This window comes from Lysinibacillus sp. A4 (assembly GCF_024919535.1).
Taxonomy (GTDB): Bacteria; Bacillota; Bacilli; order Bacillales_A; family Planococcaceae; genus Lysinibacillus; species Lysinibacillus capsici.
This window is the reverse complement of sequence record NZ_JANWTB010000003.1, coordinates 247,191-267,206: the sequence shown is the minus strand read 5'-3', so window position 1 is coordinate 267,206 and position 20,016 is coordinate 247,191. Positions and strand designations below refer to the sequence as shown.

The following is a 20,016-nucleotide window of genomic DNA, read 5'->3' as shown; positions in this document are numbered from 1 at the left end:
ACTACATTTTCAGAGAGGAAACGGTAGCTGAGAAGTTTCTATTTGTACGAAATTGAAGGTAGCCCTTGAGCAGCTTTAGTGAAATAATAGTAGTTAAAGCCGGTTAAACACCGTTACCGAATTGAGAGCCAGTAGAATAGGCTGAGAAAATATGTTATTTAATATTTATCTTAACCCTGCTGGAATTAAAGGTGGTACCGCGAACTAAAACTCCTTCGTCCTTTTAGACGAGAGGAGTTTTTTTATTGGGTAAAAAATAAATAGTATTTCTTTACCAACAGTTTTCAAACAATAGGAGGAGTCAATATGACAGAAAACATTTCAATGCCAACTAAATATGACCCACAGTCCATTGAAGCTGGTCGCTATGAATGGTGGTTACAAGGGAAGTTCTTCGAGGCACAGCCTGAAAGTGGGAAAAAGCCCTATTCAATCGTTATTCCACCACCGAACGTAACAGGTAAATTACACCTTGGTCATGCTTGGGATACAACATTACAAGATATTCTCATTCGTATGAAACGCATGCAAGGCTATGATGCCCTATGGTTGCCAGGTATGGACCATGCTGGTATAGCAACACAGGCAAAAGTAGAAGCCAAGCTGCGTGAGGATAATATTACACGTTATGATTTAGGACGTGAAAAATTCCTCGAAAAAACATGGGAATGGAAAGAAGAGTATGCTGGACATATTCGTGATCAATGGGCAAAGCTTGGTCTTGGATTAGATTATACACGTGAACGTTTCACATTAGACAAAGGTCTTTCAGATGCCGTAAAAACAGTTTTTGTTCAGTTATATGAAAAAGGTTTAATTTATCGTGGTGAACGTATTATCAACTGGGACCCAGCAGCAAAAACAGCATTATCTGATATCGAGGTAATTTATCAGGATGTGCAAGGTGCCTTCTATCATATGAAATATCCATTAGCTGATGGCTCTGGCTATGTAGAAGTTGCTACAACACGTCCCGAAACAATGCTTGGTGACTCTGGGGTAGCTGTTCACCCGAACGATGAGCGTTATCAGCACTTAATTGGTAAAAACGTTATTTTACCGATTGTAGGTCGCGAAATTCCAATTGTTGCTGATGAGTACGTTGATATGGAATTTGGTACTGGGGTTGTAAAAATGACACCAGCCCATGATCCGAACGACTTTGAAGTTGGTAATCGTCATAATCTAGAGCGCATTCTAGTAATGAATGAAGACGGCACAATGAATGATCTTGCTGGCAAATATAAAGGAATGGATCGCTTCGAATGCCGCAAGCAAATTGTTGCTGATTTACAAGAAGCAGGTGTGTTAATTCGCATTGAAGAGCATATGCATTCAGTAGGACACTCTGAACGTTCTGGTGCTGTTGTTGAGCCATATCTTTCAGCACAATGGTTCGTTAAAATGCAACCACTTGCTGATGCTTCCCTAGAGCTGCAAAAGGACGAAGAAGGGAAAGTAAACTTTGTTCCTGCTCGTTTTGAAAACACATATTCCCGCTGGATGGAGAATATACGCGATTGGTGTATTTCTCGTCAATTATGGTGGGGCCATCAAATCCCAGCCTGGTACCATAATGAAACAGGCGAAATATACGTAGGTAAAGAAGCCCCAGCAGATGCAGAAAACTGGACGCAAGATGAAGATGTACTAGATACATGGTTCTCTTCAGCACTATGGCCGTTTTCTACTATGGGTTGGCCAGATGAAGCAAATGAAGAATATAAACGTTACTATCCAACAAATACATTAGTAACAGGCTATGATATTATTTTCTTCTGGGTTTCTCGAATGATTTTCCAAGGCCTTGAGTTTACAGATCAACGTCCATTTAAAGATGTGCTAATTCATGGTTTAGTACGTGATGGTGAAGGGCGTAAAATGAGTAAATCACTTGGCAATGGTGTTGATCCAATGGATGTCATTGAACAATACGGTGCAGATTCATTACGCTACTTCTTAGCTACTGGTTCATCACCTGGTCAAGATTTACGCTATACAACTGAAAAAGTTGAAGCAGTATGGAACTTTGCCAATAAGATTTGGAATGCATCACGTTTTGCGCTTATGAATATGGATGGTATGAGATATGATGAGATCGATTTAACTGGTGAAAAATCTGTAGCTGACAAATGGATTTTAACGCGCTTAAATGAAACGATTGAACGTGTAACCTCTCTTGCAGAGCGTTATGAATTCGGCGAAGTTGGCCGTGAATTATACAATTTCATTTGGGATGATTTCTGTTCTTGGTATATTGAAATGGCAAAATTACCACTTTACGGTGAAGATGAAGCAGCTAAAAAGACAACTCGATCTATTTTAGCTTACGTACTAGATCAAACAATGCGTCTTTTACATCCATTTATGCCTTTCATTACAGAAGAAATCTGGCAGCACTTACCACACGAAGGTGAATCTATTACAGTGGCAGCATGGCCAACAGTACGCACAGATCTTCATTTTGCTGATGAAGCAGATAATATGAAGCTCCTAATGGATATTATACGTTCAGTACGTAATATTCGTGCGGAAGTAAATACACCGATGAGCAAAAAAGTACCGTTGTTTATTTCAGCGAAAGATGCAGCAACAGCAGCTGTACTTAAAGATAATCAAGCATATCTAGAAAAATTCTGTAATCCTGACACTTTAACAATTGGTGAAGGTTTAGAGGCCCCAGGACAATCAATGACTGCTGTTGTGACAGGAGCACAGGTATTCCTGCCTCTTGTTGGACTGATCAATCTTGAGGAAGAAATTGCCCGTCTTGAAAAAGAATTAGAGAAATGGGCAAAAGAAGTAAAGCTTGTTACAGGTAAATTATCGAATGAGAAGTTTGTATCGAAAGCACCGGAAGCGTTAGTCAACGCAGAACGTGAGAAATTAGCAGATTACGAAAGCAAGCATGCAGTTGTGTTAAAACGTTTAGAAGAATTAAAAAATATGTAAAGACGAAGCAATGGATGACGAAAAAGTCATCCATTGCTTTTTTTATGTAGAGCTAAAGATATACATTGAATTAGGAAAAAATATATAGTATTATTTTAAATAAATTGGTCTAATAGATGATGTGCAGCGCTGAACTAATAGGAAACAAAACCTAATTTCATGTTATTTAGCCGTGAAAAACCAAATCTAAGATTGGGAATGGATGTTTTTTGGATAGAGAGTCTTTTTTAGAAAGAAAATAAGAGCTAATGGAGGTGTTGAAAATGTCAGGGAATATAGCAACTATTATTACAAAAGTCAACAAAGCATGTGATGAATTAGACTTTGTAAGCGCGAGAGTATTAATCGAAACGAATCTCTTAAAATTATCCGAAGCAAAGTATTATCGTTTATTGAATACAAGTGGCCGTGTCCTGATTAAGCACATATTAGCAAATAGTAATCCCCAACAGGATAGCACTAAATTATCACGAACAGATTTATTAACGATCCAAAAAATTAATGAGTATTGCTCAGATTTTGATATATCGATGCTAAAAAGGACGTTAAAAAACGCTTTTGAATTAGTGCAACGCCCAGATGTCCATCCATTATTAAATAGTGATGCCAAAACTATTTTAAATAATATGGGTGCTTTATTAGGGGCTCACAAGGTACATTAAAATAATATTAGTACGAACACGCAGTTGCTAGCTGCGTGTTTTTTGTATTTTGTCATTTTGCTATGTTATTAAACGTTACTTGTACTAAAATAAAGATATTGCAGTAAGAAGGAGTGTTTCTTTTGTTTAACACAATGAACGAATGTACAAAATTTATTTTTACATTAAAAGCAGTTGATCATAAACGTGCGCCACTTGTCCTTATGCGGGAAGTACTAGGACATTTAGATGAACCTCACAATAAGCTAAGAGTAATCCATGTAGCAGGTTCAAATGGTAAAGGTTCTACGGTGAACGCATTAAGAGAAATGCTTCAACATGCAGGCTACACTGTAGGGGCATTTACGTCTCCACATTTAGAGCGAGTTAATGAACGTATGACCATTAACGGCCACCAAATTTCGGATGAGCAATTTCTCTACTATTTCAATAAACTTGCGAAAATTATAGAAGAACACTACAATGGTGAATTTCCAAGCTTTTTTGAGGTAGTTACACTCATTATGTTTCAGTATTTTGCACATGAAGGTGTAGATATAGCGCTTATTGAGACAGGGCTTGGAGGGCGTTTGGATGCGACAAATGTCGTAACACCGCTTTTAGCTATTATTACAACGATCTCGTTAGAGCATACAGCCTTTTTAGGCGACACTTTCGCAAAGGTTGCCGCAGAAAAAGCTGGCATCATCAAGGAAGGCATACCAGTTGTTGTAGGTGTTCATAATGAGGAGGCATTGGCTGTCATTAAAGCTACTGCAGAGGAACGACATGCATCATGCTTTGTTTTAGGACAAGACTTCACAGTGACAAATAGTTGGCAGAGCACTGACTATCAGCACTTTACATATGAAAAGGCTCATGTCTTGATGAAGGATGTACCATTAAAAATGGCTGGTCAACATCAAATAAATAATGCAAGTTTGGCCATCACAGCCATACTAACATTACGTGAGCAGGGGGCAATTGTCATTACTGATGATTCTATTTGTCAAGGTCTACAATGTGCGCAATGGGCAGGCCGCTTTGAGCAATGGCCGAATCAAATTGTGCTAGATGGTGCTCATAATTCAGAAGGGACAGCTGCTCTGATCCAAACACTAAAAAATGTCTATCCAAGAAACAATTATCACTTTATTTACGCGGCATTAGCAGATAAGGATCATGGTAACAGTATAGAACTAATGGATGCTGTTGCCACCTCGATCACTTTTACACAAATAGACCTACCAAATGCAATGCCTGCTGAAAGCTTAGCGATGTTGTCGACTCATGCAAATAAAACGGTTCATATAGAATGGCTAAAAAGCCTTCAAACAGTATTACAAGAACGCCAAAAAGAGGATATTGTTGTCATTACAGGCTCATTATATTTTATAGCACAAGCTCGACAGTGGCTACAGGAGGAAGGACGATGATCCCAAACTTTGATCATTATAAAGAGAAATGGCAGGTTAAAAGTGAGGATATCATTAAACCAGGTCTTACAGCGATTGAAGAGGCTTTATCATATTTAGGTAATCCTGAGCAAACTTTGCGTGTTGTCCACTTAGCGGGCACAAATGGCAAAGGCTCTACGTTAACATTTCTAGAGGCAATTGCACAAGAACATGGCTTACGCGTGGGCAAATTTATGTCACCATGTATCGTTGATGTTCATGACCAAATTCAAATAGCTGGTCAACCTATAACAGAGGCTGAAATGGATCAAGTTTTCCAACAGATGCATGAGGCTGGGCTGAGTGGCAAACTAACCAATTTTGAATTGCTGACGGTGGCGGCATTTTTACATTTTGTCAATGGGCAGGTGGATATTGCGCTGATTGAAGCGGGAATGGGTGGTTTATTGGATAGTACAAATGTGGTAACACCTATTGTCTCTATTATCCCAAGTATTGCTTTAGAGCACACAAAGTTTTTAGGGGATACGCTTGAAAGCATTGCACACCATAAAGCAGGTATTATTAAACAACAACGTCCAGTTATTATTGGTGATTTGCCTGATGAGGCGAAGCGAGTTGTGGATGCAGCAGCCGTTCGAAAAAAAGCCACTCTATTTGCATTAGGTCAGCATTTTGCCATTAAGCAAACAACTGATGGAGAAAGCTATATGAATGACGTACAGCAGTTCCAAATTGCGAACCTGAATCGTTCTATGAAGGGGACACATCAGGGAAACAATATGGCTCTCGCCATTACAGCATTTTTTGAAGTGGCGTCAGAATTAGACGTGTCTATTGATCAAACAGCTATTCGTCAAGCTGTGCAAAAGGCCTCTATTTTGGGACGCTTTGAAGAAATAATGCCTTTCGTTATATTGGATGGTGCGCATAATCCTGCAAGTGCTGAAAAATTAATAGAAACGATTCAGTGTGAATATCCAAATGAGCCGATAACATTTGTCGTTGGCATACTAGCAGATAAAGATGTTGAGCAGATTCTCGGAATTCTAGAGCAGGTGAGTGATGACTTTTACTTCGTCGATTTTGCTAATTCACGAGCAATGCCAGCACATCAAATGGTCAAACTTTCTCATGCAACATCGAAAACAACCTTGCTTGACTATGCATCCTTTATACAGGCACAATCACATAGACAGCAGAGAACCATTGTAGCAGGCTCGTTATATTTATTAACAGAGGTTCGTCATAGATTAAAACAATGAAATAACTAGGGCTCTTAATAGTGAGTCCTAGTTTTTTTATGGCTGCAAATTTAGGATTGCAATGAGTTCCGTATCAAAAAATAATAAATTCGCATTTACCCTTTGGAATGTACATATAATATCATATGATGTTGGCATAGATAGGTGGAAGGATGAGGTGATAGTTGAATGAAAATTGTAAGTCATGTGATGAAAAAACAAATATTTCGAGCAATGATTATTGGTGGATTTGTTGGTCTATTAGGTGTAGCAATTTTTCTGGGCGTTTTACAAGCCAGCACACAGTTACCTTTAAAGAAAAATGGTAGTGAAGTGGCAAATAATCAATCACAAACAGAAACGATTCCAACTGCCGGGGAGACAACCAATACATCTAATGCATCGATGTTTTATGCAAGCCAAGCTGGCGTGTATTCAAACTATGAGAGCGCAAGTTCATTTGTTGCTGAGTATCCTGCCTTAAAAGAGAGCGCGATCGTTCAAGTTGATGACAAGTTTTATGTGTGGACAAGCATGGTGACGGAGGAAAGTCAGCTAAAATTTTTACAGGACCCCGCAACCTTTAAAAAGGCATTTAGCGTCAGTGGTGAAAGCTGTAAAGAACCTACCTTGGCAGAACTACCAACTGCATTAGCAGATAAAAATGCCGCAAAATTAAATTTTAAGGAAAATGGCAAGGACTCAACGCTACCTGAGGATTGGCAGTCCATTGGCGCAGCGGCCTCTACTATTTCCAACGATATCAACATCATTCGTCTGCATGTTTTTGCACATTACCAATCTAAAAATACGTGTCTTCAAGTGAAGTTTTAACAATAAATAATAATGAAATCTTCATTATCTTGTTTTTTTGAAAATTTTCAAATTGTGCATTCTTCTGTATCATAAGGATAAGGAGGAATGATCAGATAATGTTAAAAACAAATCATAAGCTTGTCCTTGCTTCTGCTTCCCCTAGGCGCAAGGAATTGCTTAACATGCTAGCACTCCCGTTTGAAGTCTTGACAAGTGAAGTGGAAGAAACAAGTGTACAAGCTCATACAATGCAGGATTATGTAAAAGGAGTAGCTTTATTGAAGACGCGTGATGTAGCCAAAAAAGCAGCTAATGCCACGATTATTGGTGCAGATACAATCGTTGTTTACAATCAAGAGCTACTACATAAACCTAAAACGCGTGAGGAAGCTATTTCTCACTTATTACGTTTGTCAAATAACAAACATAGTGTGATGACTGCGGTCGCTATAATCGAACCGAATGGAAAGGAAACGACCTTTGTGGAAGAGACTACAGTTGTTTTCCACCGTCTATCGCAGGAATTAATCGAAGCTTATGTAGATTCAGGAGATCCTTTTGATAAAGCGGGTGGTTATGGCATTCAAACGATTGGTACACTATTAGTTAAACGAATTGAAGGAGATTATAACAATGTTGTAGGTTTACCACTTGCAACTTTGTTTTCGCAATTGGTGGATCTACAGATAGTCCAATTTGCGAAGGAGTGAATATTTTTGCTAGAAGACGCTTTACCAACTTTGATGATACGAGATGTCAATATAGAGGATCGTCCCCGTGAACGGCTATTACGACAAGGAGCTGAGAGTTTATCGAATCAAGAGCTACTCGCTATTTTATTGAGGACAGGCACAAAGGAAGAATCTGTGCTTGTTCTTGCAAATAGGGTGTTAAATGTTTTTGAACGACTCCATCATTTGAAGCATGCAACCATCGAAGAAATGATGGCTATTAAAGGAATAGGCGAGGTGAAAGCCATTCAATTAATGGCTGCTGTTGAACTTGGTAGAAGACTGGCTCAAAAACATAATGATGAGAAATTCACAATACGTTCTCCACAAGATGCAGCAACTTACTTAATGCCTGATATGACCTCGCTTAATCAGGAGCATTTTGTTGTGCTTTTTTTAAATATAAAAAATCAAATTATTCATAAGCAAACGATTTTCATTGGCAGTTTAAATGCATCCATCGTTCATCCTAGAGAAATATTTCGAGAAGCTGTCAAAAGGTCTGCCGCTTCTATTATATGTGCCCACAACCATCCAAGTGGGGTGCCAACACCGAGCACGGAGGACATTGAAGTAACAAAGCGAATTGTTGAAGCAGGCTATATTATAGGGATAGAGTTAATTGATCACGTCATCATCGGCGACCATCAATATATTAGTTTAAAGGAAAAAGGATATTTTTAACTCTGCATACAATATGCAGAGTTTTTTATGATGAATCCATTTTGTTGTATAGAAGATTCTATTACTATAAATGACCTTAATTATAACCAGTCATAAAATTTTTGTATTTTTTTGTGGTATATTGGCGAACCTTTTTTCTTACATAACGTTAATGTATTCATAGAAAAGCAATTATCTTCACAAAAATTGGTAGCCTGATACACATTGTCTTATGGGAATAAAAATTATATGCTAATCTATACGTACTATTTTTAGTTTAAGAGGGAATTAAAATAGTATCTTTTCTGTGAGATGAAGTATGTGATACTACAAATTCTTGCGTTTTTCCGTTATAATGAACGGTATGAATTTTATCTTTATTCAGGGAGGACTCCCATCAAAATTGGTGGTGAGGTGAATGAGTGTGTAGTTTTTTCATAGGTGTAAACTACCAACTGATGGAGATAAAAAAATTTGACAGGTGTTATGGACGTTGAAAGGAGTCAATTGTGTATTTACACAATTCAATTTCCTATACATTGTCGTCAAATATATTGGATGTCAACGAAAGTATGGCTTATATAGAAAGGGAGTACACAATTTGTTTGGACTAGGAAGCAAAGATGTCGGGATTGACCTCGGCACAGCGAATACATTAGTGTTTATTAAAGGAAAGGGAATCGTATTACGTGAACCTTCAGTTGTAGCAAAAAATACAAAAACAGGGGATATTGTTGCCGTTGGTAATGATGCGAAAAATATGATTGGTCGAACACCTGGCTCAATCGTAGCGATTCGTCCAATGAAAGATGGCGTTATTGCTGACTTCGATATTACAACAGCAATGATTGAGTATTATTTAAAAGAAGCATGTAAAAACTCTGGAGGCAACTGGAAAAAACCAAATGTTATGATTTGTGTACCTTATGGTATTACTTCAGTGGAGCAGCGTGCTGTTATTGATGCTGCACGACAAGCAGGTGCAAAAGAGGCGTTCACAATCGAAGAGCCATTTGCAGCAGCAATCGGTTCAAATCTTCCTGTATGGGATCCTACAGGGTCAATGGTTGTTGATATCGGTGGAGGTACAACAGAAGTTGCCGTTATTTCATTAGGTGGTATTGTAACGAGTGAATCTGTACGTGTTGGTGGTGATGCAATGGATCAATCCATCATTTCGTATATCCGTAAAACGTATAATTTAACAATTGGTGAACGTACAGCAGAAGCCGTAAAAATGGAAATTGGTACGGCATTGGCAGAAGGACCAGAAGCACGAATGGATATTAGAGGACGTGACCTGTTAACAGGTTTACCGAAAACAATTGAAATTTCTTCACAGGAAATTTCTGAATCATTACGTGAAGCGGTTTCCTCTATTATTGACGGTGTTCGTAAAACATTAGAACAAACACCTCCAGAATTATCTGCTGATGTAATGGAGCGCGGTATTGTATTAACTGGTGGTGGGGCACTGCTAACAAACTTAGACAAAGTAATCAGTCAAGAGACAAATATGCCAGTATTCATTGCAGAAGATCCTTTAGACTGTGTAGCGATTGGTACAGGTAAGGCATTAGATCATATCGACTTAATTCGTCAACAACAAGTTAAAGGGTAAGGAGGTTTAGGCAATGCCACACTTTTTTTTCAATAAGAAAGTAATTTTGCTGCTCATAGGCATGGTTTTTCTTGTGGCATTGATTAGCTTCTCATTACGTGATCGGACGAATGCAACTTTACCAGAGCAAATTATTAAAGATACTGTCGGTTTCGCACAATCGCTTGTTGCGAAGCCGGCGAATTATATTAATGGTGTTTTTAATAGTATTGACTCCCTCTTAAACACGTACGAAGAAAATAAACGTTTAAAAGCACGCTTAGAAGATTTTGCAGTTGTACAAGCTGAGGCTACGGATTTAAAATCAGAGAATAACAAGCTTCGAGAGCTTTTGGATAAAACTGAGAGCTTAAAGGCATTTAATCCAATTCAAGCAACAGTGATTGCTAGAAATCCTGACCAGTGGGAAGAGAAAATTATTTTAGATAAAGGGTCTTCTCATGGAGTCAAAAAAAATATGGCAGTTATGACCGCGAAAGGGTTAGTGGGGAAAATTACCCTAGTTACACCTTTCACATCTGAGGTAGAGCTTTTAAATACAAATAATCCAAACTATCGTGTTTCCGCGATGGTGCTAGGAGAAAAAGAAGCATACGGTTTAATCGAGGGCTTTGATGAAGAACGTAATGAACTCATTATGAAGCGAATCGATTCTAGCATGAAGGTGAAAGAAGGCGAGCAAGTAGTTTCTTCAGGTCTTGGTGGTATTTTCCCTAAGGGAGTGCCGATAGGAGAAATTACGGAAGTTAGTACAGATGACTTTGGTTTAACGAAAATGGCGTATGTCAAACCATCTGCTGATTTTTCAATTTTAGAGCATGTTGTGATTGCCAAGCGAACATCCACAAGTATTGATGGATCAGATGGCAATGCAACGAATGAGGATTTATCGAATCCGCAAGAGGCAAGTGAAGAGGAGGCGGAGTGATGGTTCGATTTCTCATCCCCTCTGTAGCGGTTTTACTATTCCTGTTAGAACCAGAATTTGCTATGCTTTCCCCGATTGAAATTAAAGGGGAAGTCTATTTTCTGGTACCGCGTTTTTTAATCTTATACCTTATTTTTATATCCATCTATTACAGCCGTCAACGTGCGGTAATGTATGGACTTTTTTTTGGTGTCTTGTATGATGTGTTTTACATTGATATTATTGGATTATATTCAGTACTTTATCCACTTATATGTTTTTTGGCAGGGTCTATCGTGAAAGTTATACATCAGCACTTAGTTGTAACAACTACAATTTCAGTTATACTAGTAGCGATTTTAGAATTTATTCTCTATCAATTCTTTTTCCTAATCGATTTTACAGCAATTCCTTTAGCGGATTTCTTACGTTCACGACTACTACCAACAATCATTGCGAATGCTTTATTTTTAATGATTCTTGGGTGGGCCTTCAAGTATCTAATTAATGCGCGTGTCTTACAGAGAGCACGTGAGGTTTCTTAACAAAGAACAACGTGAGGTGAGGCATTCATGAAAAAACAGTTAGTTAATATGAAGGGAACGAAGGACGGTTTTGTACTACGCCTAGACGACCAATGTGCGTATGGTGAACTAGTGGAAGAATTAAAGAATAAGGTTTTAGAGGGCGGTATCGATGGTAAAGTTGATGTACAATTATACTTAGGCTATCGATACTGTACTGAAGAACAATTAAATGAACTTATAAAAATTATAGAAGAAACAGAACAGCTTATTGTATCGAAGGTGCAAAGTGAAGTACTGACTGTCCACGAAAGCAACCAGAAGATGTTTGAAAGCCAACAAGATACATATATAGGAGTGGTCAGATCAGGACAAATTCTGCGTTCATCCGGGGATATTACCATCATAGGAAATGTCAATCCAAACGGTCGTGTTGAGGCTGGAGGTAATGTATATGTCCTAGGTAGACTTAAAGGGATTGCACATGCTGGTATGCAAGGCAATAAAGAAGCAATCATTGCAGCATCTCGATTTGAAGCCACGCATATCATGATTGCCGATCAAGTTCAGGTAATGTCAGATGAACATGTAAAAGCGATTAATCAAGTAGAAATGACTTGTGCATTTATTGGCTACGATGGACGCATTACGTACGATCAAATTCATGCCTTAAAAAATATTCGACCATTGTTAAATGTGTCTAAGGGAGGAAGCTAGTGTGGGAGAAGCGATCGTCATAACTTCAGGTAAAGGCGGTGTCGGTAAAACAACGACAACGGCTAACCTTGGGACTGCATTGGCTCTACAAGGTAAAAAAGTATGTTTAGTGGATACAGATATTGGCCTACGTAATTTAGATGTGATTTTAGGCCTTGAAAATCGTATTATTTATGACCTAGTCGATGTGGTGGAAGGACGCTGTAAAATTCATCAAGCATTGATTAAGGATAAACGCGTAGATGAGAAACTATTTTTATTACCTGCTGCTCAAACAACAGATAAAAATGCTGTTACCCCTGAGCAAATGAAGAGCTTAGTAGAGGAATTGAAAAGAGACTATGATTATGTATTAATCGATTGCCCAGCGGGAATTGAGCAAGGCTACCGTAACGCTGTTGCTGGTGCAGATCATGCGATTGTTGTCACAACACCTGAAATTTCTGCTGTTCGTGATGCAGATCGTATTATTGGTTTACTGGAGCAGGAAGAGATAACAGCACCTAAACTCATCATTAATCGTATTCGACAACATATGATGAAGAGCGGTGACACACTGGATGTCAATGAAATTACAACTCATTTATCTATTGATTTATTAGGCATTATTATAGACAGTGAAGGTGTCATTTCATCTTCTAATAAAGGTGAACCAATTGTAATGGACCCCTCAAATAAAGCGTCATTAGGCTATCGAAATATTGCCCGTCGTATTCTTGGTGAATCAGTGCCATTAATGGCTATACAAGATGAGCAAAGAGGGATGTTTTCAAAACTTAAAGCCCTTTTCTCAAAATAAATTAAAACCTTTTCGTGCAATTGTACGAGAAGGTTTTTTCTTGTGCATGTTTGGACATGCAATCACATATAGTGAGGAAAAAAGGATGAGGGCTTGTTTAAAAAATGGAAATGGTTTGTCACGATACTTCTTGTGGCGGCGATCATGCTTGTAATTCGTTTAGAGGACCAGGGTGTAGTGGATACACCTGTTCGGAAGCTTGTTACAACCTCTGCTGATTTAACGTATTTAAGTGAGCTCGGGCAAAGCTGGTTTGAAAAAGAAAAAGAGACCATCATGGTTTCTAGTGATGTAGGGCAAGCAGATCTTTTAACATTTGCGAATGCCCAAGTATTTAAAGAAGGCTATCTATTGCAGTATGATGTTGGCTTACCTATCTATGCTGGTCAAAATGGATTAGTCGTTTTTACTGGCCATACAAAGTACACAGGTAAGACCATGACCATCAGCTATGAAGATGGTACAACCGTTTCCTATGGTATGTTAGATAGTTTAGCTCAACTACCATACACATCTATTCAAGCAAATGATTTAATTGGCATGAAAGAAGCGGGTCAACTTTATGTGTCCATCGAAAAGGGAGATGCCCATTATGATTTAGAGCAAATTGTACAATGGCTTGAAACGACGGAGACAAATGAGGATTAAATTACATCTTCTGTGTATCCCTCTCGTATTTGTCATGATTTTTAGTGGCCAGTTAGCCTATTACGCGATCATTCTGTTTTCCTTACTGTGGCATGAGGCTGGTCACTTAGTTGCGGCAGTAATGTGTGGAGTGAAGGTGAAATCCTGCGTAATTACACCATACGGGGGAGAAATTCAATTTGAAAATCCAGCGGTTGTGCAAGCTTCGTCACTCCTATGGATTGCATTAGGAGGGCCAATCGCTACGATTATTGGGATTGGCCTCGCTTTTTTTATGCCTGATTTACTCGCTACTAAGCTTATAAATGTACAACTCGTGTTATTGGCTGTCAATATTGTACCCATCATACCGTTAGATGGTGGAAGGATATTGTTAGCCTGCCTATTTTTAAAATATCCAAGAGCTCACGTGATAGAGCTATATTATTGGTTATCATTCATCGTAGCTACTATACTATTACTTGTCACTTTCAAGTTCTTGCCACAATCTATTTTTTTAGCCATCATAAATTTATTCATTTGGTTGCAAGTGTTGAAAGAATGGCGTTATCGAAAATACCGAGTTGCTTTTGAAAAATATGTTATGAATAGATTGACTTGAAAAAATTCGTGTGGTAATATTTTAATGTTATTGTTTGTAGCACCCGTGCTACTACAACCGCTCTGTAAAGGTTTAAGTGTCTAGTAAGATCACCTTATGAAACAGGCGAGTCTGAGTCTAAGAGGAGGTGCAGTAAAATGTACGCAATTATTGAAACTGGTGGTAAACAAGTCAAAGTAGAAGCTGGTCAAGAAATCTATGTTGAAAAATTAGGCGTAGAAGCTGATGAGGTTGTAACTTTTGATAAAGTTTTATTCGTAGGTGGCGAAAACGTTAAAGTTGGCGCTCCATTCGTAGAAGGCGCTACTGTAACAGCTAAAGTTGTTAAAGAAGGCCGTGCGAAAAAAATCGTTGTTTTCAAATTGAAAGCTAAAAAGAACTACCGTCGTAAACAAGGTCACCGTCAACCTTACACAAAATTAGTTGTTGAAGCAATCAACGCTTAATTGTGAGGTATAGCGAATGATACAAGTTACGATTCATCACGATGAAAATAGACATGTGTCAGCATTCGAATTTTCAGGACATGCTGGTTATGATGAATCTGGTAAGGATTTAGTATGTGCAGGAGCATCAACTATAGCCATTGGTACAGTGAATGCTATTTATGCATTATTACAAATTCAGCCAGAAATCGAACAAGCTGCTGAAGGTGGAGGCTATCTCAAGGTAGATTTACCATCAGACATAGAGCCTGAAGTAGATGCAAAACTACAGTTAATTGTTCAAGTAATGACTGCCCAAGTGTATTCTATGGTGCAAAATTACGGACAATACATCCAAATCAACTACAACCAAGTAGGAGGTGGAACTCGATGAAATTATTATTAGCATTAGACCTTCAACTTTTTGCATCGAAAAAAGGGGTAGGTTCTACTAAAAACGGACGTGACTCTGAGTCTAAACGACTTGGTGCAAAACGTGCTGATGGCCAATTCGTAACAGGTGGTTCAATTCTTTACCGTCAACGCGGTACAAAAATTTACCCAGGTACAAACGTAGGTCGTGGTGGTGACGATACACTATTTGCTAAAGTTGACGGCGTTGTTAAATTTGAACGTTTAGGTCGCGATCGCAAACAAGTATCTGTTTATCCAACAACACAAGAAGCTTAATCTTTTATAAGATAACATAAAGCGGAGGACTGCATTTATTGCAGTCCTTTTTTTGGCTAAATTTCAAAAAAGCCGATTGGACGCAATGACACCAAGGTATAATTGATTAAAGAATTAAGGGAAAAATACAGCAAAACTTGTTATACTAGTAAGGATAACTTTATTGGAGTGAATGGGATGAACAATCAATCACTAACCATTAGTGAAGTATTACGTTTTGCAAATCATGATTATGTGAATCAACTGCAACTGATTCGCATGAATTTAGATTTAGGTAGAATCGAGGAATCGAAAAAACTTATTCAACATTATTCAGAACAATTACGAGTATTTTCTATCCTCAATCGACTACAATTACCACAAACAATTGAATGGCTTCAAACAGCAGGATGGCGTTACCCATCATTAGCTTGGAAGCTAAGCGGTGAGATAAAAAAGCCTGTGACCAATGATATTGATCAGGAAGTTGTAGATTATTTAAACAAAACAGTTATGCATGTTTATGATACATTAGATCCATTTACAGAGCAGATCCTAACGCTTGATGTACGTGTTGACGATCATACATTTGCCGTGACATTCACGCTAAATGGGTTATGGAGTGCTGATGCATTCACCGAAAAAGGTTTGAAACAATTCGACATTCAAACAATTGAGCAGACAACTACACGCTGGCAATATGTCTTGAGTGCAAATAGGGAGTGAACTAAATGTTTGTCGATCACGTAAAGATTTATGTTAAAGGTGGCGATGGCGGAGATGGTATGGTAGCCTTTCGCCGTGAAAAATATGTACCAAATGGTGGTCCAGCTGGTGGAGATGGTGGACACGGTGGTAACGTTGTATTTGAAGTAGAAGAGGGCTTACGAACATTAATGGATTTCCGCTATAAACGCCATTTTAAAGCACCTCGCGGCGAGCATGGGATGAGTAAAGGCATGCATGGTAAAAATGCGGAGGATTTAATTGTTAAAGTACCACCAGGCACAGTGGTTATGAATGAAGAAACAAATGCCGTTATTGCTGACTTAGTCGAGCATGGGCAAAGAGCAGTTATTGCGAAAGCAGGCAGAGGTGGACGAGGTAATTCTCGCTTTGCTACACCTGCCAACCCGGCGCCAGAACTTTCTGAAAAAGGTGAGCCAGGACAAGAATTAAATGTTATATTAGAGTTAAAAGTTTTAGCAGATGTAGGGTTAGTTGGTTTCCCAAGTGTTGGTAAATCAACACTTTTATCTGTTGTTTCCGCGGCTAAGCCAAAAATTGGTGCTTATCATTTCACAACAATTGTACCGAATTTAGGCATGATTGAAACGGATGACCATCGAAGCTTTGCGATGGCTGATTTACCAGGGCTTATTGAAGGAGCACATCAAGGCGTTGGATTAGGTCATCAATTTTTACGACATATCGAACGTACACGCGTTATCGTTCATGTCATTGATATGTCAGGGATGGAAGGCCGCGATCCATATGAAGATTATTTGACAATTAATGAAGAGCTAAAACAATATAATCTTCGTTTAACAGAGCGTCCACAAATTATCGTAGCCAATAAAATGGATATGCCAGATGCAGAAGAGAATTTACAAGCATTCCGTCAGAAGGTTGGAGAAGACGTTCAAATTTTCCCAATTTCTGCTGTTTCACGTCAAGGTTTAAAAGAGCTACTTTTTGCCATTGCCGATCTATTAGAAGTAACGCCTGAATTCCCACTATATGATGATCTAGAGGAGCAATCAGACGCAACCGTAATGTACAAGCATGAGGCAAAAGGTGAAGATTTCGAAATCACACGTGATGATGATGGTACATTTATTATTAGTGGTTATGCAATTGAGCGTTTATTTAAAATGACAGACTTTAGCCGTGAGGATGGTATACGTCGTTTTGCTCGTCAATTGCGTGCAATGGGTGTGGACGAGGCTCTGCGTGAGCGTGGAGCACAAGATGGCGATACAGTACGCCTACAAGAGTTTGAATTTGAATTTGTCGATTAAGACATGAGTTTTAGGGGGAAGCGTATGAAGAATGTTGCGAATCAGCGATATTATTTAGTTCGTGAGGATGTTTTAACGGATGCAATGCAAAAAACTTTGGAGGCGAAACACTTACTATCAAGTGGTTCAGTATCTTCCATTTGGGATGCGGTAAAGCAGGTGGATTTATCGCGAAGTGCGTTTTACAAATATCGTGATGCGGTTTTTCCTTTTCATTCAATTGTGCAGGAACGCATTTTAACAGTCTTTTTACAGCTTCAAGATAGAAAAGGAACACTTGCCAAGCTTTTAGAAACTGTGACAATTACACATTGTAATGTCTTAACGATTCATCAAACAATCCCTATTCAGGGACGTGCGAATGTTACATTGTCATTAGATGTAACAAGCATGACTTGTGATCTTGATGATCTTATCCAGCAATTAAAACGCTTAGATTTTGTGGAATCAGCGGAAGTGATTAGTTCTGGAGCATTATAATCACAGAGAGTGTTCAATCCTTTAATTTTTGACAAAATGACAAACATCGTGTTGAATAACCCCAATGGGTAAAGATACGATAACAAAGCTCAAATAAGGAGCTGTCCCAAGCGTTTTTCATCACGAGGGACTGTTCCTTATTGTGCCATAAAGGAGGTATTTGCAATGACAAAGCAACAATGGGAAAATCGAATCGCCTATCTAGGACCAGAAGCATCATTTACATACTTAGCAACAAAGGCTACTTTTCCAAATGAGTGGCTCGTACCGTGTGCCACGATTCCAGAATGTATAGAGGCTGTTGCAGAGGGAAAGGTAGATTTAGCTGTCGTGCCGCTAGAAAATGCTCTAGAGGGCTCTGTATCATTAACATTAGATTACTTATTCCATGAGGCAACACTTTATGTAACTGGTGAGTTATTGCTGAAAATTCAGCAGCATTTAATGGTCAATAAAGCGCAGAAGGATGATTGGCAGTCAATCGAAGGTGTTTATTCTCATCCGCATGCACTAGCTCAATGTCATAAATATTTATTTTATCGTTTTAGTCATGTACCATTACATCAAACAACTTCAACTGCAGCAGCAGCAAAATATGTATCAGAGAATCCACAAGAGTGTATAGCGGCAGTCGGCAATGCAGCCGCAGCTGAAAAATATGGTCTTGAAATAGTGGAGCAGAATATCCATGATTTTCATTTTAATCATACACGATTCTTTGTACTGTCTAAGCAAAATAAACGATTGCCACAAGAGCTATCAGATGGGCAAGCGAAAACAACATTTATGATTACCTTACCAACAGATCGTTCAGGTGCATTACATCAGGTGCTTTCTGTTTTTGCATGGCGTCAGCTAAATTTAAGTAAAATCGAATCACGTCCATTAAAAACTGGATTAGGTGATTATTTCTTTATGATTGATGTATTAGCAGATGAAAAGGAACCGATGATGCGTGGGGCAATGGAAGAATTAGCTGCGCTAGGCTGCAAAGTAAAGTCACTGGGTACCTATTTTACTTATGTAACATCAGACGAAGCATAGTAATGTGAAGGAGGAGGAAAGAAGATGGGTGGGATTATTTTATTCGATGGTGTCTGTAATTTTTGTGATAGCACTGTTCAATTTATCATCAAACATGATCAAGCTGGCTATTTTCAATTTGCATCGCTGCAAAGCGAGGCTGGTCAATCGCTTCTCACTCAATATCATATACCAAAGAATATAGATAGTGTAATTCTTATTGAACAAGGGAAAGTGTCTGTTGAATCTACCGCTGCGTTAAACATTTGCCGTAAATTTGATGGATTGTGGCCTTGTTTCTACGCCTTCATTCTTGTACCACCATTTATTCGCAATGCATTATATCGATTATTTGCAAAGCAACGCTATCGTTTGTTTGGAAAAAAAAGTGAATGCTTATTGCCTACGCCTGCTCAACGTCAAAGATTTCTTTCCTGATAGGGAAATACTCGCCTTTAAGGGAACAATACAATAGCTGCGGACAGAAGCCCGCGCTTAACGAGACAATACCAGCATTAAAAAACAGAAAGCACCGTTTGAAATCAATTTTTCAGACGGTGCTTTTACTATTCATTGATCTGACACTAAGTAGCCCTTTTTTTGTAAAGCTCGCTCAATTAATGTTAAAACTTCAACAGAGGGTGCTGTGATGACATGTAGATGGATGCCGCCAGTGAGAGCAGATAAATAGTTGGCCTGTGTGGCATTCACACGTTCGATAAATTGTTTCACCTCATGGCGGTTGGATACCATGATAGAGGCTGTCAGTTCACCATATATTGGATGTTCGACAATGACATTTTTGACGGTTCCGCCACAGTCTACAATCGTCATTAATTCATCTTCCGTCTGCTCTGATGTATGCAAGCAAGGGAATGTTCGTTCAACGGTTTGCTGTATTTGTTCTTGATGCATATAAAGATAACCTTGGCTTGTGGCAATAATGGGCTCATTTCTTGCCTTTAATAAAGTCATATCATTGACGATTACTTGTCTAGAAACATTGGCGAACTTTGCTAAGTCTGTCCCAGTTATAGGTGCTTTATTTTTTTTTAATTGCGCTAATAGTTGCAGTCGGCGTTCTTCGCCTAACATTTTTTTCATAAGAGATCACCC

23 protein-coding genes and 2 other annotated features (1 of these 25 cut by a window edge) are annotated in these 20,016 nt (G+C 38.6%); of the genes, 22 read left to right on the top strand and 1 reads right to left on the bottom strand.

Translation table 11 applies throughout. The annotated features are described in order from the left end of the window. Positions 1–226, top strand: a binding site (T-box leader) (it extends 32 nt beyond the left edge of the window). Between the two features lie 80 nt (positions 227–306). The 22 genes from NY607_RS06635 to NY607_RS06530 all read left to right on the top strand — a co-directional run bounded on the left by NY607_RS06635 (position 307) and on the right by NY607_RS06530 (position 19,338). Then, entirely contained in the window at positions 307–2,952 is a 2,646-nt protein-coding gene (locus tag NY607_RS06635; RefSeq protein WP_259419347.1) for a valine--tRNA ligase, read from the top strand. Positions 2,953–3,215: 263 nt separating this feature from the next. Continuing rightward, positions 3,216–3,614: a hypothetical protein gene (locus tag NY607_RS06630; protein WP_259419346.1), complete on the top strand. Its 399-nt coding sequence runs from the start codon at positions 3,216–3,218 to the stop codon at positions 3,612–3,614. A gap of 134 nt (positions 3,615–3,748) precedes the next feature. Further along, entirely contained in the window at positions 3,749–5,029 is a 1,281-nt protein-coding gene (locus NY607_RS06625; protein ID WP_279495630.1) for a bifunctional folylpolyglutamate synthase/dihydrofolate synthase, read from the top strand. Further along, positions 5,026–6,276: a bifunctional folylpolyglutamate synthase/dihydrofolate synthase gene (locus NY607_RS06620; protein WP_259419344.1), complete on the top strand. Its 1,251-nt coding sequence runs from the start codon at positions 5,026–5,028 to the stop codon at positions 6,274–6,276. The genes NY607_RS06625 and NY607_RS06620 overlap by 4 nt, the downstream gene beginning before the upstream one ends. 168 nt (positions 6,277–6,444) lie before the next feature. Next, complete coding sequence (locus NY607_RS06615; RefSeq protein ID WP_004226648.1) at positions 6,445–7,089, top strand: hypothetical protein; 645 nt, start codon at positions 6,445–6,447, stop codon at positions 7,087–7,089. A 98-nt stretch (positions 7,090–7,187) separates the two neighbouring features. Continuing rightward, positions 7,188–7,781, top strand: a complete 594-nt coding sequence (locus tag NY607_RS06610) for a Maf family protein (RefSeq protein WP_066036508.1) — start codon at positions 7,188–7,190, stop codon at positions 7,779–7,781. 33 nt (positions 7,782–7,814) lie between these two features. After that, positions 7,815–8,486, top strand: a complete 672-nt coding sequence (gene radC / locus NY607_RS06605; protein WP_175400705.1) for a RadC family protein — start codon at positions 7,815–7,817, stop codon at positions 8,484–8,486. 580 nt (positions 8,487–9,066) lie between these two features. Beyond that, complete coding sequence (locus tag NY607_RS06600) at positions 9,067–10,086, top strand: rod shape-determining protein (protein ID WP_048395153.1); 1,020 nt, start codon at positions 9,067–9,069, stop codon at positions 10,084–10,086. 13 nt (positions 10,087–10,099) lie between these two features. Further along, complete coding sequence (mreC, locus tag NY607_RS06595) at positions 10,100–11,014, top strand: rod shape-determining protein MreC (protein ID WP_048395155.1); 915 nt, start codon at positions 10,100–10,102, stop codon at positions 11,012–11,014. Beyond that, entirely contained in the window at positions 11,014–11,538 is a 525-nt protein-coding gene (mreD, locus tag NY607_RS06590) for a rod shape-determining protein MreD (protein WP_054550026.1), read from the top strand. Before mreC ends, mreD begins: the two co-directional genes overlap by 1 nt. Positions 11,539–11,565: 27 nt before the next feature. Beyond that, a complete protein-coding gene (gene minC, locus NY607_RS06585) occupies positions 11,566–12,234 on the top strand; it encodes a septum site-determining protein MinC (RefSeq protein ID WP_004226657.1) in 669 nt (222 codons plus the stop codon). A gap of 1 nt (position 12,235) precedes the next feature. Next, positions 12,236–13,033, top strand: coding sequence for a septum site-determining protein MinD (gene minD / locus NY607_RS06580; RefSeq protein ID WP_004226660.1), 798 nt, complete (start codon positions 12,236–12,238; stop codon positions 13,031–13,033). Between the two features lie 93 nt (positions 13,034–13,126). Next, complete coding sequence (locus NY607_RS06575) at positions 13,127–13,681, top strand: peptidoglycan DD-metalloendopeptidase family protein (protein WP_016991889.1); 555 nt, start codon at positions 13,127–13,129, stop codon at positions 13,679–13,681. Continuing rightward, positions 13,671–14,282, top strand: coding sequence for a zinc metalloprotease (locus NY607_RS06570; RefSeq protein WP_048395158.1), 612 nt, complete (start codon positions 13,671–13,673; stop codon positions 14,280–14,282). The genes NY607_RS06575 and NY607_RS06570 overlap by 11 nt, the downstream gene beginning before the upstream one ends. 45 nt (positions 14,283–14,327) lie before the next feature. Then, positions 14,328–14,405: a sequence feature (ribosomal protein L21 leader region), on the top strand. 14 nt (positions 14,406–14,419) lie between these two features. Further along, positions 14,420–14,728 carry a 50S ribosomal protein L21 gene (gene rplU / locus NY607_RS06565; RefSeq protein WP_004226667.1) on the top strand — a complete coding sequence of 103 codons (309 nt, stop codon included), beginning with the start codon at positions 14,420–14,422 and terminating at the stop codon, positions 14,726–14,728. 16 nt (positions 14,729–14,744) lie between these two features. After that, the gene (locus tag NY607_RS06560) at positions 14,745–15,101 is read left to right on the top strand and encodes a ribosomal-processing cysteine protease Prp (protein ID WP_016991891.1); all 357 of its coding nucleotides are present in this window, start codon (positions 14,745–14,747) and stop codon (positions 15,099–15,101) included. Continuing rightward, on the top strand, positions 15,098–15,397 hold the full coding sequence (gene rpmA / locus NY607_RS06555) for a 50S ribosomal protein L27 (RefSeq protein ID WP_016991892.1): 300 nt from the start codon (positions 15,098–15,100) through the stop codon (positions 15,395–15,397). Before NY607_RS06560 ends, rpmA begins: the two co-directional genes overlap by 4 nt. Positions 15,398–15,574: 177 nt before the next feature. Continuing rightward, complete coding sequence (locus NY607_RS06550; RefSeq protein ID WP_048395160.1) at positions 15,575–16,102, top strand: Spo0B domain-containing protein; 528 nt, start codon at positions 15,575–15,577, stop codon at positions 16,100–16,102. 5 nt (positions 16,103–16,107) lie between these two features. Then, positions 16,108–17,397 carry a GTPase ObgE gene (gene obgE / locus NY607_RS06545; protein ID WP_054550027.1) on the top strand — a complete coding sequence of 430 codons (1,290 nt, stop codon included), beginning with the start codon at positions 16,108–16,110 and terminating at the stop codon, positions 17,395–17,397. Positions 17,398–17,421: 24 nt separating this feature from the next. Next, on the top strand, positions 17,422–17,877 hold the full coding sequence (locus NY607_RS06540) for an ACT domain-containing protein (protein ID WP_004226679.1): 456 nt from the start codon (positions 17,422–17,424) through the stop codon (positions 17,875–17,877). Positions 17,878–18,042: 165 nt separating this feature from the next. Next, positions 18,043–18,921, top strand: a complete 879-nt coding sequence (pheA, locus tag NY607_RS06535; protein ID WP_048395164.1) for a prephenate dehydratase — start codon at positions 18,043–18,045, stop codon at positions 18,919–18,921. 24 nt (positions 18,922–18,945) lie between these two features. Beyond that, positions 18,946–19,338, top strand: coding sequence for a thiol-disulfide oxidoreductase DCC family protein (locus tag NY607_RS06530; RefSeq protein WP_048395166.1), 393 nt, complete (start codon positions 18,946–18,948; stop codon positions 19,336–19,338). 132 nt (positions 19,339–19,470) lie between these two features. On the opposite strand, the gene NY607_RS06525 is transcribed toward NY607_RS06530, so the two are convergent. Then, on the bottom strand, positions 19,471–20,004 hold the full coding sequence (locus NY607_RS06525) for a transcription repressor NadR (RefSeq protein ID WP_054550028.1): 534 nt from the start codon (positions 20,002–20,004) through the stop codon (positions 19,471–19,473). Positions 20,005–20,016 lie beyond the last annotated feature (12 nt).

Excerpts from the sequence above, each read along its gene's own strand:
- NY607_RS06630 (WP_259419346.1), top strand. The coding sequence starts at position 3,216 with ATGTCAGGGAATATAGCAACTATTATTACAAAAGTCAACAAAGCATGT.
- NY607_RS06550 (WP_048395160.1), top strand. The coding sequence starts at position 15,575 with ATGAACAATCAATCACTAACCATTAGTGAAGTATTACGTTTTGCAAAT.
- NY607_RS06560 (WP_016991891.1), top strand. The coding sequence starts at position 14,745 with ATGATACAAGTTACGATTCATCACGATGAAAATAGACATGTGTCAGCA.
- rplU (WP_004226667.1), top strand. The coding sequence starts at position 14,420 with ATGTACGCAATTATTGAAACTGGTGGTAAACAAGTCAAAGTAGAAGCT.
- NY607_RS06540 (WP_004226679.1), top strand. The coding sequence starts at position 17,422 with ATGAAGAATGTTGCGAATCAGCGATATTATTTAGTTCGTGAGGATGTT.
- rpmA (WP_016991892.1), top strand. The coding sequence starts at position 15,098 with ATGAAATTATTATTAGCATTAGACCTTCAACTTTTTGCATCGAAAAAA.
- pheA (WP_048395164.1), top strand. The coding sequence starts at position 18,043 with ATGACAAAGCAACAATGGGAAAATCGAATCGCCTATCTAGGACCAGAA.
- NY607_RS06620 (WP_259419344.1), top strand. The coding sequence starts at position 5,026 with ATGATCCCAAACTTTGATCATTATAAAGAGAAATGGCAGGTTAAAAGT.
- mreC (WP_048395155.1), top strand. The coding sequence starts at position 10,100 with ATGCCACACTTTTTTTTCAATAAGAAAGTAATTTTGCTGCTCATAGGC.
- NY607_RS06570 (WP_048395158.1), top strand. The coding sequence starts at position 13,671 with ATGAGGATTAAATTACATCTTCTGTGTATCCCTCTCGTATTTGTCATG.
- NY607_RS06610 (WP_066036508.1), top strand. The coding sequence starts at position 7,188 with ATGTTAAAAACAAATCATAAGCTTGTCCTTGCTTCTGCTTCCCCTAGG.
- radC (WP_175400705.1), top strand. The coding sequence starts at position 7,815 with ATGATACGAGATGTCAATATAGAGGATCGTCCCCGTGAACGGCTATTA.
- NY607_RS06625 (WP_279495630.1), top strand. The coding sequence starts at position 3,749 with ATGAACGAATGTACAAAATTTATTTTTACATTAAAAGCAGTTGATCAT.
- minC (WP_004226657.1), top strand. The coding sequence starts at position 11,566 with ATGAAAAAACAGTTAGTTAATATGAAGGGAACGAAGGACGGTTTTGTA.
- mreD (WP_054550026.1), top strand. The coding sequence starts at position 11,014 with ATGGTTCGATTTCTCATCCCCTCTGTAGCGGTTTTACTATTCCTGTTA.
- NY607_RS06615 (WP_004226648.1), top strand. The coding sequence starts at position 6,445 with ATGAAAATTGTAAGTCATGTGATGAAAAAACAAATATTTCGAGCAATG.
- NY607_RS06530 (WP_048395166.1), top strand. The coding sequence starts at position 18,946 with ATGGGTGGGATTATTTTATTCGATGGTGTCTGTAATTTTTGTGATAGC.
- NY607_RS06635 (WP_259419347.1), top strand. The coding sequence starts at position 307 with ATGACAGAAAACATTTCAATGCCAACTAAATATGACCCACAGTCCATT.
- NY607_RS06525 (WP_054550028.1), bottom strand. The coding sequence starts at position 20,004 with ATGAAAAAAATGTTAGGCGAAGAACGCCGACTGCAACTATTAGCGCAA.
- obgE (WP_054550027.1), top strand. The coding sequence starts at position 16,108 with ATGTTTGTCGATCACGTAAAGATTTATGTTAAAGGTGGCGATGGCGGA.